The following is a 12,977-nucleotide window of genomic DNA, read 5'->3' as shown; positions in this document are numbered from 1 at the left end:
TTTCCTATCTTTATTATAATCTGACTAAAGTCTTGAATTGCTCGCCTCGATCTTCCATGTTCTTGAACAGATCAAAACTTGCACAACAAGGACTCAGTAAAACGGTATCGCCAGGCTTAGCAAGTTCTTTGCAGGCAGCTACACAGTCCTTCATGCTATGGGTGTCACGTACAGGAATACCCAGCTCGTCAAAATTATCGTGTAACTTCTGGTTGTCTGCTCCGAGATATACGATGCCGGCACACTTCTGTTTTACCAGGTCTTTTATTTGATTGTAATCGTTACCTTTGTCCTTACCTCCAATGATAAGAATAGTAGGAGTTGTCATACTTTCAAGTGCATACCAGCATGCATCCACGTTTGTCGCCTTGGAATCGTTGACATAATATACACCATCAAACTTTCCTACTTTTTCCAGACGATGCTCCACGCCAGGGAAGTCGCTTAATCCCTTATGGAGGATTTCTTTGCTGATGCCTACAATGTTGCAAGCCAGACCTGCAGCCAGACTGTTGTAGATGTTATGCTTTCCGCTGAGGCTCATGTCTGCCTGTGGCATTTCAAATGCCTGTGGAAAATCGAGTATGTACTTGCCATTCTCTATGTAGCCAACAGTTCCTTCTTCTTTGTTCTCTGCAAATGCACAAAGATGTGACTTGAGGTTGTATTTCTCTAATTCTTTTTTCACGATAGGATCGTCGTTCCAGTAGATGAAACTATCTTCCTCAGTCTGATTCTGTGTGATGCGCATCTTGGCATCAGTATAGTTCTGCATGCAGAAATCGTAGCGGTCCAGGTGGTCTGGAGTAATGTTCAGCAAGATAGCTACGTTAGCTCTGAACTGATACATATTGTCTAATTGGAAACTGCTCAGCTCAATGACATAGTATTGATGAGGAGTTTCTGCAACCTGTAATGCAAGACTTTTGCCGATATTGCCAGCTAAACCTACGTCATAGCCAGCCGATTTGATGATATGATATATCAGAGAAGTAGTTGTGGTCTTACCGTTACTACCTGTGATGCAGATCATCTTAGCATCTGTATATCTGCCAGCAAATTCGATTTCACTGATGATAGGTGTGCCTTTAGCTATCAACTTCTGAATCATAGGTGCTTCCTTAGGAATACCAGGACTCTTGATAACTTCATCGGCATCCAGAATTTTCTCTTCCGTATGATGACCTTCTTCCCATTCGATATTGTGGTCATCCATCAGTTTCTTATAGTTGTCTTTGATTTTTGACATATCAGAGACGAAAACCTCGAAACCTTCCTTCTTTGCCAGCACGGCTGCACCTGCACCGCTTTCGCCGGCTCCTAAAATTACAATTTTTTTCATATTGTTATTTTATATGTCTGACAATTACTGCCAGTTTATCTAATCTTCAGAGTTATGATGGTCAATGCGGCCAGAATAATGGTAACAATCCAGAAGCGGATCGTAATCTTAGACTCATGGAATGCACCCTTTGGCTTCTTGAGAAGATACTTGCATTCTGGGTCCAGTTGGCTTTCCTGCGTACGGAAGTTGTCGTGTATAGGAGTGCGCTTGAAGATGCGTTGTTTTACTCCTTTTCGCTTTCCGAGCTTGTAGTAATATACCTGAACGATAACACTCAGACTTTCTACAAAGAAGATACCGCAGAGGATAGGTAACATCAATTCCTTGTGGATGATGATGGCACCTACAGCGATAATTCCACCGATGGTCAGCGAACCGGTATCGCCCATGAATACTTGAGCAGGGTAGGCGTTGTACCATAGGAAACCGATGAGCGCTCCAATGAATGCGCAGAAGAAAACTACCAGTTCCTCTGAACCCGGAATATACATGATGTTGAGGTAGGCGGCAAATTGGATATGTGACGAAACGTATGCCAAAATGCCTAATGCCACACCTATAATTGCTGAATTTCCTGCACACATACCATCCATTCCGTCATTGAGGTTGGCGCCATTTGAAACGGCTGTAACCACGAAAATAGTCATGATGACGAACAGTATCCAACCGGCAGCAGTCTTGTATTTACCACAGAAACTTGTGATGTTGGAATAGTCCAGGTTGTGCCCCTTGATGAAAGGAATGGTAGTCTTCAGAGATTTTGTAGCTTCTGTACGATGCTTGACCACGGTTTCCTGTCCCTGACGCTCAATGGCTAAGTTTTCGTTCATCTTCACATCCGGAGAAGCCCATAGCACAAGTCCAACGATAAGTCCAATACCTACCTGACCTACGATTTTATATCTTCCTTTTAATCCTTCCTTGTCTTTCTTGAAAATCTTGATGAAATCATCCATGCCTCCAAGGAATCCCAACCAGACGGTGGTAATAATCATCAGGATGAGATAGATGTTGCGCAGACGGCCCAACAGAATCACAGGAATCAGAATGGCCATGATGATGATGACACCTCCCATGGAAGGAACACCGATTTTCTTGACTCCGAATGGGTCAATGCTCGCATCACGCTGTGTTTCTGTGATTTGCTTACTCTTGAGGAACTTGATGAACTTTTCGCCAAACCAGGCAGAGATGATCAATGATACAATCAGAGCCAGCAGCGCGCGGAATGAAATGTATCCCCACATGTGAGAGCCAGAGATACCCCATTGCTCCAGAAATCTAAAGAGATAGTATAACATTTTCTTATTTTTCTTTTAAAGTTTCTTCTTTTCTATTTGATTCCTCAGATTATTTTTGGCTGATTCCAAATATATCACGTATTACTTCCTTATCATCGAAATGATGCTTTACGCCCTTAATTTCCTGATAATCTTCGTGACCCTTTCCTGCAACGAGGATTACATCGCCCTTCTTGGCCATCATGCAAGCTGTACGAATCGCTTCCTTGCGATCTACAATGCTAATGACTTTCTTCATCTGTTGCGCATTCAGACCTGCAAGCATATCGTTGATGATGTCCTGTGGCTCCTCGAAACGTGGATTGTCACTGGTGATGATCACTTTGTCGCTCTGCTTTACTGCCTCCTGTGCCATGAGAGGACGCTTACCCTTGTCTCGGTTACCGCCAGCTCCGCATACGGTGATGACTTCACCTCCCTTGCCGTCCAGTACCTCGTGGATAGCATTGAGCACATTCTCCAATGCGTCTGGAGTATGTGCATAGTCAACGATTGCGGTATAGCCTTCTGGTGATTGGATTGGTTCCAAACGACCGTTGACACTATGCAAAGTGCTCATTACTACGAGTATATCTTCTGGCTGTTTTCCCAGCATAATGGCTGCGCCATATACGGCAAGCAGGTTGCTTACGTTGAATTTGCCAATAAACTGCACCCCAACTTCTCTGCCATCTACCTCAAGATACATACCTCCGAAATGGCATTCCAGAATTCTTGCCTTGAAGTCTGCCATGCTTCTGGTAGAGTAGGTTTTGATAGTTGCCTTGCAGTTCTGTACCATAATCATGCCGTTCTTGTCGTCAGCATTCGTAATGGCGAAAGCTGTCTTTGGAAGACCATCGAAGAATGCTTTCTTGGCATTACGGTAGTTCTCGAATGTCTTGTGATAGTCGAGATGGTCACGGGTCAGATTGGTAAAGATACCGCCTGCGAAATTCAAACCGCCGATACGCTTTTGTGCAATAGCATGAGAAGAACATTCCATGAATGCATATTCGCATCCTGCCTCTACCATTTTCCCAAGAAGTTCATTCAGTTCTATCGGGTCAGGTGTGGTGTGGTCTGCTGGTATTGCCTCGTCTTCAATATAGTTGCATACTGTAGAAAGAAGACCGCATTTATGACCGAACTTTCTGAACATATTATATAATAAGGTGGCGATGGTCGTCTTTCCGTTTGTACCGGTGACACCTACAAGTTTCAATTTTCTGGATGGGTCGCCATAGAAGATGGTAGCAGCTTTTCCGACTGCATCTTCTGTAGAAGCTACTTGAATATAGGTAACCCCTTCAACAGGTTCCTGAGGTAAATCTTCACACAATATGGATTTAGCCCCAAGCTCAATGGCCTTTGGGATAAATTTGTGTCCATCTACTTGTGTTCCCTTCATTGCAACAAAGAGATGACCATCCTTAATCTTTCGAGAGTCGATGTTCACTCCTGTGACTTCGATTTCTGCATCTCCGATTATTTGGATCGGTTTGATGTTTTTGAGCAATTCTTGTAACTTCATATATCGTTTCTTTTTTTATATGTTACTATTATATATATTAAATAGGTATATCATATACCTTATTATATTGACTTTAGCGTTTTGCTGCAAAATGTAGCAGTAAGATGTAATCTGTGCTCATCACTCAAGTGTGATGACACAGAAGGCACCTTGCTTAACCGGTTTGCCCGCCATGAGGGATTGTTTGGTAACTTTTCCTCTTCCGTACAACCTGGTTTTTATGCCTCTGCTTTCCATCATGAATACTGCATCTCGGGCTCCCATACCGATGATGTCTGGTACCGTTCCCTTACCATATTGCTTTTGCTTTTCAAGTTTCACATAACGGTTGCCAACTTTTTCGGCTTTTCCCCAAATTGGATTTCCTGTCAGGTAACTTCCGCTCCAGTTGGTATTGGTCTTTATACCGAGATGGGTCAGGACGTAGTCAGCAGCCAGTATGTTTCCGTTCTTAACATCTGGTATGATGACTGATGCAGAGTCTTGTGCATCTTTTACATCCAGTTTCAGACTTTGAGCCATGATACCTTCTGAGATTTCATGGAAGACCTTACCACTCATTCCGCCACCTGATGCAGGAAGTCCTGATTTCTGTATGCAGACGATGCAACTGTAGCGTGGGTTGTCTGCAGGGAAATAACCGGCAAAACTCAGGAGGTAGTTGACGCCACCTGATTTATAACCGCCAGCACCTTTAGACATTTGGGCAGTTCCGGTCTTTCCTGCAACGAGGAAGTTAGGTGAACCTGCTTTCTTTCCCAATCCGATACTGACCACCTGCTCAAGGATGGTCTGTATCTTCTTGATGCTTTGCTCCTTGGCTATACGCTCATGGAGAACTTCCGGTGGAAATTCCATGATTGTTTCTCCATCCTTGACAACCTTCGTTACAAAACGGGGTCTCATCATCTTGCCGTTGTTGGCGATTGCGTTGTAGAACGTGAGCGTAGAGATAGGCGGAACTTGCGTCTCGTAGCCGATACTCATCCATGGCAAAGCCGTCTTACTCCAGTTGTCGTACTGTCCATGACTGTTTTTGTGAGGCATTCGGATTCTTGCCGGTGTTGCACCTACAAGTGGAATTTTTAAATCATCCGCCAGACCTATACGATGTATGCCTTTTACAAACTTTTCAGGGTTGTTGCGATAATGATCATCGATGATTCTGCTCACGCCGATGTTTGAACTGTACCATAATGTCTGGGCAAAAGTAAGTCTTCCATATCCTCCCTTTCGCCAGTTATGGTCTTTCATGTCTCGTCCGTACATCGGCCATACACCTCCGCCGGTCTCTACAGAGTAAGTCGTGTCAACCACGCCGTCATCGAGAGCCACCAGTAACGAGGCGGTCTTGAATACCGAACCTGGTTCTAGCAAGTCGCTGACAGCATGGTTGTGGATTTCTCGGTATTCGCCATCAAAGCATTTTTCCATGTTTACAATGGCTTTGATGTCGCCAGTCTTCACATCCATCACGATGGCTACGCCTACGTTTCCGTTGATTTCCTTCAACTCGTTAATGACCGAACGTTCTGCAAGGTCTTGCATGCCGACATCAATTGTGGTTACGATATCTGCACCATCAATAGGTGGAGTATCGGTAATGTCAAGGAACTTGTTGCGAACTTTTCTTCTGTGTACAATACCATTGGTACCGCGAAGAATGGAGTCGTACGACAATTCCAGTCCGAATCTCGCCGTATCTTTAGCACCGAACATCGCTCCGATAGTTCTGCCAGCCAGCGAACCATACGAACGTTTACGGGCATTGTATTCCTCCCAATGGAATCCACTCTTGTTGGTTCCAAGTCTGAAGAGAGGCAAATCTTTCACTTCCGTGAAGGTATTGTAGTTGATACGCTCGTTGTAGATCACCCAATGCCTCTTCTTCTTGGCTTTTCCTTCTTCCAGGTGAGCCTTAAACTCTGCTGCACTCTTGTCTGGGAATATTTTATGAAGTCCATCGCAGATGGAATCTTCCTTGACGTTCCATAAGGAGTCTCCTTTTGCCTCGCTGAGGGCAACAAAGTCCATGAATACCTTGAACTCAGGCAAGGAACTGGCAAGGAGTTGTCCTGTACAGCTCAGGATATTTCCTCGGTTAGGCTTAACGGTCACCGAGTCTTTCTTCTGTCTGCTGGCTACCTTCATCCAGTAGTCGCGCTTGGCAGTCATGATATATAGTGACTTGCCGACTACTAATACGGCAAAGAAAATCAGGCCAAATGAAATGGCACGATATCTGGGCATCACTTTTTTTGCATCAAACTTGCTCATTGTTCGGGTACATTTATTATATATGGAGGTTGTGTGGCAATGTGCAGAACGCTGTCTTTATTGTTTTTGAGCATTTCTAATACGTTGCTTTCACGACTCTTCTCTGTTATCTGGCTACTGCTGGAAAGTGCTTTGTATTTAGCATCCTGTAGTTCTTTTTGCAATTGGTCTATTTCTATCAAGTCTTTTTGAATACTATATCTGTTGGATATGTAAATGATGACGAAAAAAACGACCAGGATGACTAACCATATCTGCCGTCGTATGATGCGCGCAGTCAGGATGTCACCACCAAGGATTTTACGTAGCGAGAAGTTGGAAGATAGGGGAGCTTCACCCTCTATCGCCTGTTCTGCGATAACTTGTTTCAGTTCAAGTTTATCGTTGTTTTCCCTCGGCTCGCCTTTAGTCTTGTCTTCCTTCAGTTCCTGCTTGGACTTATCTTCTTCGGCCTCCAGCTTGGACTTGTCTTCTTTATTGTCTTCCATCATTTCTTTTCTGCGATTCTAAGTTTGGCACTTCTGCTTCTTGGGTTTCTTTCCAGCTCTTCAGCGTTAGGGACGATTACCTTATTGTTGATAAGTTTAAACGGTGTCTCTATTCTGCCGAAGAAGTCTTGTGTGATTTTTCCCTCGGAATTGCCTGATTTCATGACGTTCTTGACGATTCTGTCTTCCAGAGAGTGGTAAGTGATGACGGAAAGTCTTCCACCAGGTTTCAATATTTCTGTAGCAGACTTCAGCATTTCCTTGAGTGCATCCATTTCGTGGTTTACTTCGATGCGGAGCGCCTGGAAGAGCTTAGCCATATCTTTCTTCTCCCGTTCTCTCTTGAAAAGCGGCTCTACTGCCTTGATGAAGTCGGTAGTAGTCTCTATCCTTTTTTCTGTTCTGGCTTTGACGAGAGCAGAGGCGATACGTCGGGAATTCTTTAGTTCTCCATAGAGATAGAAAATATCTGCCAGCCTGCTTTCTTCATAGTCATTCACAATGTCTGCAGCAGTTTTTCCAGCTCTCTTGTTCATTCTCATGTCGAGTGGGGAATCGTATCTGAAAGAAAAGCCACGTGTCTCGTCATCAAAATGATGACTGGAAACACCTAAGTCTGCGAGCAGACCATCGATTCCGTCCACACCATAGTATCTCATCCAGTTTTTCAAATATCTGAAGTTGGAACATACAAAGGTGAAGTCTTTATTGGCCACAACATTTCTTTCTGCATCAGCATCTTGGTCGAAACTGTAGAGATGACCGTTGCCGTTGATTCTGGCAAGGATTTCCTTAGAGTGTCCACCACCTCCAAAGGTAACATCCACGTAGATGCCACCTGGTTGTATATTTAGGCCATCTATACTCTCGTTGAGAAGTACCGGCACATGATATGTTTCTGCTGTCTTTACCATCTCTCTTGTAGCTTAATCTTCGTTATTAAATGACATTACTTCCTGTAATGCCTTACTGAACTCTTCCTGTTCCATGAAGGTTTCTCCTTCTTCCTCGTTTTTCCAGATTTCTATGGTATCTCCCATGCCGACGAAGCGGATGCTCTGTTCTATGTCAGCCTGTTTGAGCAGTCTCTTCGGAATCAAAAAACGTCCGTTGCCATCGAGCGTCAGCAAAATGGCGTCTGCTATGAAAGTTCTGTATATCTGCTGTTCCTTGGCATTCCATCGGTTGAGTTTCTTTCTCAACTGGTCCAGCAGTTCATTCCATACGGATTCTGGATAAACGACCAGGCAGGGCTGAAAGACGTCTTTTCTGAGGACAAGGTTTTCCTCGCCAGAAACTTGTAGAATCTTGCGGAAAGAAGCTGGCAGGAAGGCACGTCCCTTCGCGTCAGTTTTAGCCTCTATGTTGCCTAAAAAACGCATACGTACATCTTATATAAAAGAATTCGGGTTCAAAGGTACACATTTTTCCCCATATTCCCCCACTTTTCCCCACAAATTTTTAAAAACTTAATAAAAAAGTTGATTGTGTGGGGAAACGAGCTTGTTTCGTAAGTGTACTTTGATGCGAGGAAAAACGTATTAAAGTGGGCAAAAATAAAGAGAAAACTGCCTTTTTCCAACTAAATTTATGTGTTTTTTGATTTTTTTTCGCAAAAATGGCACGTATTTAAAAAAGTTGAGTTATTTTTGCAGGTAGTTTAGCTGAATAATGAAATGAGTGAAGCAATAGAAAAGACAATCGACATAGATAGGATACTGAAAGGCAAGATGGGTGCAAAGGCTAAATTTGTGCCTGGATTTGTCGTGTCTTGGCTCAAGAAACTCGTTCACGAAGACGAGGTTAATAAGTTCTTATGGGAAAGTCGCCATCTGTCGGGTACGGAGTGGCTGACTGAGTGTGTGAAATATCTGAAGATGGATATTGAAATTGTAGGAGCAGAAAACTTGCCTGACAAGAATGATGGCAAGCTCTATACTTTTGTTTCTAATCACCCTTTAGGTGGTCAGGATGGAGTGGCTTTGGGTTCCATCATCGGACAGCATTATGATGGTAATTTCCGTTATCTGGTGAATGATCTCCTGCTCAATCTTCCTGGTTTGAAACCTGTGAGCATCGGTATCAACAAAACCGGACGTAACAGTCGTGACTTCCCTCGTATGGTAGAGGCTGGTTTCCAGAGCAAAAATCACATGTTGATGTTTCCTGCAGGACTTAATAGTCGCAAGCGTGATGATGGTACGATTCATGACATCCCTTGGAAAAAGACTTTCATTTCTAAGAGTGTTGAATATCAGAGAGATGTCGTGCCGATTCATTTCGGCGGTCAGAACTCAGAACGTTTCTATCGTATTGCCAGATTTAGTGACAAGCATCTGCCGTTCAATCTCGCCATGATGTTTCTGGTAGATGAGATGTACAAGAATGTGGGCAAGCATTTCAGAATAGCAATAGGAAAGCCGATTCCGTGGCAAACTTTTGATAAAAGTAAAACGGCTACAGAGTGGGCGCAGTATGTAGAAGATAAAGTTTACGAATTATAGGATTTCTATAAAAAGAAAATGGAAGAAGAGATTATACAACCAATAGACAAAGCCTTGCTGAAGAGTGAGTTAACTCCCGACAAGCAACTTCGTATGACTAATAAAAGTCATAACGAAATCTATATTGTAACGGCTAATGATTCTCCTAATGTACTGAAGGAAATCGGCCGCTTGCGTGAGATTGCTTTCCGTACCGCTGGTGGTGGTTCTGGAAAGTCGATGGACTTGGATGAGTTTGATTTCGGAGAGAATTGCTATAAGCAACTCATTGTCTGGAATCCCGAGGCTGATGAGATTATCGGTGGTTATCGCTATTTGTTGGGAAAGGACTGGAAATTGGGTGAGAACGGACAGCCTATATTGGCTACAAGTCACATGTTCCACTTTTCTGATAAATTTTTAAAGGAGTATATGCCTTATACGGCAGAATTGGGTCGCTCATTTGTTTCTCTTGATTATCAGAATGTGCGCAAGAATTCGAAAAGTATCTTTGCTTTAGATAATCTATGGGATGGTTTGGGAGCCTTGACGGTTCTTTATCCTGAACTCAAGTATTTCTTTGGCAAGATGACGATGTATCCTTCCTACATCCGTCGAGGTCGCGACATGATTCTCTACTTCCTCAAGAAGCATTTTGATGATAAGGAAAACCTGGTTATTCCGATGAAACCTCTTCGACTGGAAACTCCAGAATCTGAGTTGGCTGCTATCTTTACAGAGTCTGATTTCAAGGCAGACTATCGTATTTTGAATAGCGAGGTGCGTAAACTTGGTTTCAACATTCCTCCGTTGGTTAATGCCTACATGAATTTGAGTCCTACGATGAAGCTCTTCGGCACAGCCATCAACTATGGTTTTGGTGATGTGGAGGAGACCGGCATCTTGATTGCCGTTGATGAAATCTTGGAAGAAAAGCGTGTGCGCCACATCAATACGTTTATCCAAGAACATCCTGAAGCTCTTAAGATTACGAGTGGAGCTAACAATGTTATTTATAAAGAAAAAGACAATTAACCATGATATTTTGTGCTCCCATTTCCTCTTCTTGAATAGGTGAGGAAGTGGGAGCGTTTTTTTGTTCTTATGTAATATGAAAAGTAGAATTATTCTATTTTTACTAACATTTCTCTTGCTGATAACACTAAGTGCCTGCAGGCATCGATATCCTAAGGTCTTGGTAGAGACGGATTGTTTGATTTGTTCGAATCCCCAAATAGCTTTGGCAAAATTGGATTCTATTGCGAGTAACATGGATACTACAAAAACGGAAGACGTTATGTATCTTCGTTTGTTAAAGATGATGGCGAAGGATAAATTGTATATGCCTTTAGGAAACTTAGATAGTATTAGTACATTGGTGGATTTTTATAAAACCAATGATGATTACCCATTGTTGGCAAAAGCGTATTATTTGTTGGGAAGGAAACAAAGCGATATGGGAAATTATCCATCTGCTTTAAGAAGTTTTCGAAAAGTCGTCGCTCTGTTGGATGAGAATGAGGATATAAAGCTACGAGGCTTAACCAATGCACAGTTAGGAGAAATCTTTGGACATGAAGAAAATCTTAGCTTAGCTATTTCTTTTTTCAAAGAATCCTACCGTTGCGATAGTATAATGAAAGATAAAAAAGGTTTATTGTATGATTTGAGGGACATCGGGCTTTCTTATGATTATTTGGGTTATATGGATAGTGCTCTGTTTGTTTATAATCGAGCAATACCCCTAGCGAAAGAGCTCAAAGACAAGGAGTTGGAACGTGAAATATATCTTCAAATATCAAATTGCTATATAGATAATAATTCAGATTCGGTAGTAAAATATATGTCTTTAGTAAATTCGATGTCAAGCACATGCGATGCCGAGGAGATATATGTAAAAGCGGTTTATCATCAGATGAAAGGTGATGATAGTTTGGCTGCATCTTTGTTCCATAAAATATTGCCGATTTCTGAAAGAACTTTCAGACTTGAAATTTTAAGGAGATTAATATGTATAGATGGCAACCAATTGAATGTTCAAGAGGCAAATAAATATGTAACAGAGTACTTTGAACTATCGGATTCTTTGAAGCGGATAGATGCTGACGAACAAGCAGCTAAAGGTAAGGCATTGTTTGATTACGCTTATCAAATCGAGAAAGTGGCTGAATTGGAAATACAAAATAAAAATAAACAGTTAGAGTTGTTGGCGCTAATAGTTAGTGTTGTAATAATATTTTTCTCATTTTCCTTTTATTGGGAATTGAGTCTTGTAAAAAAGTTGAAGCTTCAGAATAAAATCAAAGATTGGAAACTCATGGCTTTGGGAAAAACTTCAAGTAAGAAAGGTTTTATGTCAACTAAATGGAATTATTACTTAACAAAAAACAAACATTTAACAGATGAAGAATGGGGGAAGTTGGAGATGGAAGTAGAACAGTCTTATCCTAAATTTAAGGATAAATTATATAGTTGCAATAAACTGTATAGTCAGCAGTTTCATGTATGTCTGTTAGTCAAAATTAAAATGCCAACATCAAAGATAGCAATATTGACTAGTAAAGCTCCTTCTACAATATCAACGACAAAACAGCGGCTCTATGAAAAGATAACTTCTAATAAAGGAAAAGCAGAAGATTTGGATGATTTCTTGGAACTGATTTAGTCGATGAAATCGGAGGTTTTGAAATGTGAATCTTAATGCGAATACTGGTTTGATGAATTTTCTCTGTTTTTTTATACTTTTGCGGCATTGAATGTTTTAATATTAAAAAGTATGAAAAAAGTATTTTTGTTATTTTTAGCGTTAGGGCTATTTATGAGTGTTGGTGCTTCAAATATGAACGGAAGACGTGTCGTTATGAGACCAACGGCAAATGGGTGGTTTAGCACCCATAGACCACATCGTGTTCCTGCTAAGGAACTTGTGAGTCTCTATCAAGAGAATGATATTTTGCATATAAATGCAGAAGTTGAGTTAATGATGACGATTACAATTAAGGATGAGGAAGGTAATGTTCTTTCTCAGACAATTGTATATAGTTCTGAAAATGATGTTGTTGTTCCAACCGATGGAACCATTGTTGAGGTGAGCTATAATGATATTGATTTAGTGGGTATATTGTACTAAATTTTGTAAGGCTTATGAAATTAAAAAATAAATTATTATTATTTTCTTTTCTATCTTGTAGTTTGGAATTTAGTGCCCAAAATAAGATAGGCTTTAGCTATGATGAGGCAGGAAATCGAGTAAAAAGAGAAATTATTATGTGTCAATCTCAGAGTAATGCTAAAAAACGATCTGTTTCGTATTCTGATATGGTTTCAGATAGGCAAATTAAGATTTCTCCCAATCCAACAAAGGGAGTACTACATGTTGAGTTGCTGAATAATAAGGAACAAGTAGCTGGGAATATTGCTGTTTATTCACTTTCAGGGGCAAAAATTACGTCTTGTCCTATAGCGAACAATAGGGCTGATGTTGACATTAGTTTTAGTGCCAGTGGCATCTATGTGCTTCGTATAAACATAGGTGAGTATTCTAGTAGTTGGAAAATTATAAAGGAATAA

The 12,977-nt window shown here is 41.5% G+C and carries 12 protein-coding genes; 5 read left to right on the top strand and 7 right to left on the bottom strand.

Features of this window, described 5'->3' with window-relative positions; genetic code table 11:
* Positions 1–13: 13 nt before the first annotated feature.
* The 7 genes from murD to mraZ all read right to left on the bottom strand — a co-directional run bounded on the left by murD (position 14) and on the right by mraZ (position 8,306).
* A complete protein-coding gene (gene murD, locus EXN75_RS06295; protein ID WP_022110205.1) occupies positions 14–1,342 on the bottom strand; it encodes a UDP-N-acetylmuramoyl-L-alanine--D-glutamate ligase in 1,329 nt (442 codons plus the stop codon).
* A gap of 35 nt (positions 1,343–1,377) precedes the next feature.
* Positions 1,378–2,646, bottom strand: coding sequence for a phospho-N-acetylmuramoyl-pentapeptide-transferase (gene mraY / locus EXN75_RS06290; protein ID WP_118118468.1), 1,269 nt, complete (start codon positions 2,644–2,646; stop codon positions 1,378–1,380).
* A gap of 49 nt (positions 2,647–2,695) precedes the next feature.
* A complete protein-coding gene (locus tag EXN75_RS06285) occupies positions 2,696–4,159 on the bottom strand; it encodes a UDP-N-acetylmuramoyl-L-alanyl-D-glutamate--2,6-diaminopimelate ligase (RefSeq protein ID WP_134843180.1) in 1,464 nt (487 codons plus the stop codon).
* A 120-nt stretch (positions 4,160–4,279) separates the two neighbouring features.
* A complete protein-coding gene (locus tag EXN75_RS06280) occupies positions 4,280–6,436 on the bottom strand; it encodes a penicillin-binding protein (protein ID WP_118118464.1) in 2,157 nt (718 codons plus the stop codon).
* Positions 6,433–6,927: an FtsL-like putative cell division protein gene (locus EXN75_RS06275; RefSeq protein ID WP_370453529.1), complete on the bottom strand. Its 495-nt coding sequence runs from the start codon at positions 6,925–6,927 to the stop codon at positions 6,433–6,435. Before EXN75_RS06275 ends, EXN75_RS06280 begins: the two co-directional genes overlap by 4 nt.
* Positions 6,924–7,838: a 16S rRNA (cytosine(1402)-N(4))-methyltransferase RsmH gene (gene rsmH / locus EXN75_RS06270; protein WP_134843179.1), complete on the bottom strand. Its 915-nt coding sequence runs from the start codon at positions 7,836–7,838 to the stop codon at positions 6,924–6,926. Before rsmH ends, EXN75_RS06275 begins: the two co-directional genes overlap by 4 nt.
* 12 nt (positions 7,839–7,850) lie before the next feature.
* Positions 7,851–8,306, bottom strand: a complete 456-nt coding sequence (gene mraZ / locus EXN75_RS06265; RefSeq protein ID WP_022110211.1) for a division/cell wall cluster transcriptional repressor MraZ — start codon at positions 8,304–8,306, stop codon at positions 7,851–7,853.
* A 294-nt stretch (positions 8,307–8,600) separates the two neighbouring features.
* On the opposite strand from mraZ, the gene EXN75_RS06260 reads away from it, so the two are divergent.
* From EXN75_RS06260 to EXN75_RS06240, 5 genes are all read left to right on the top strand, one after another.
* Complete coding sequence (locus tag EXN75_RS06260) at positions 8,601–9,428, top strand: acyltransferase (RefSeq protein WP_022110212.1); 828 nt, start codon at positions 8,601–8,603, stop codon at positions 9,426–9,428.
* An 18-nt stretch (positions 9,429–9,446) separates the two neighbouring features.
* Complete coding sequence (locus tag EXN75_RS06255) at positions 9,447–10,442, top strand: GNAT family N-acetyltransferase (RefSeq protein WP_134843178.1); 996 nt, start codon at positions 9,447–9,449, stop codon at positions 10,440–10,442.
* A 205-nt stretch (positions 10,443–10,647) separates the two neighbouring features.
* Complete coding sequence (locus tag EXN75_RS06250) at positions 10,648–12,072, top strand: tetratricopeptide repeat protein (protein ID WP_134843177.1); 1,425 nt, start codon at positions 10,648–10,650, stop codon at positions 12,070–12,072.
* A gap of 111 nt (positions 12,073–12,183) precedes the next feature.
* Complete coding sequence (locus tag EXN75_RS06245; RefSeq protein WP_134843176.1) at positions 12,184–12,537, top strand: hypothetical protein; 354 nt, start codon at positions 12,184–12,186, stop codon at positions 12,535–12,537.
* Between the two features lie 14 nt (positions 12,538–12,551).
* Positions 12,552–12,977 (top strand): T9SS type A sorting domain-containing protein, encoded by a 426-nt coding sequence (locus tag EXN75_RS06240; protein WP_134843175.1) that lies wholly within the window; start codon positions 12,552–12,554, stop codon positions 12,975–12,977.

The organism is Segatella hominis (assembly GCF_004535825.1).
Taxonomy (GTDB): domain Bacteria; phylum Bacteroidota; class Bacteroidia; order Bacteroidales; family Bacteroidaceae; genus Prevotella; species Prevotella hominis.
Note: the sequence above shows the minus strand (reverse complement) of the source record. Positions and strands in the feature narration are given on the sequence as shown.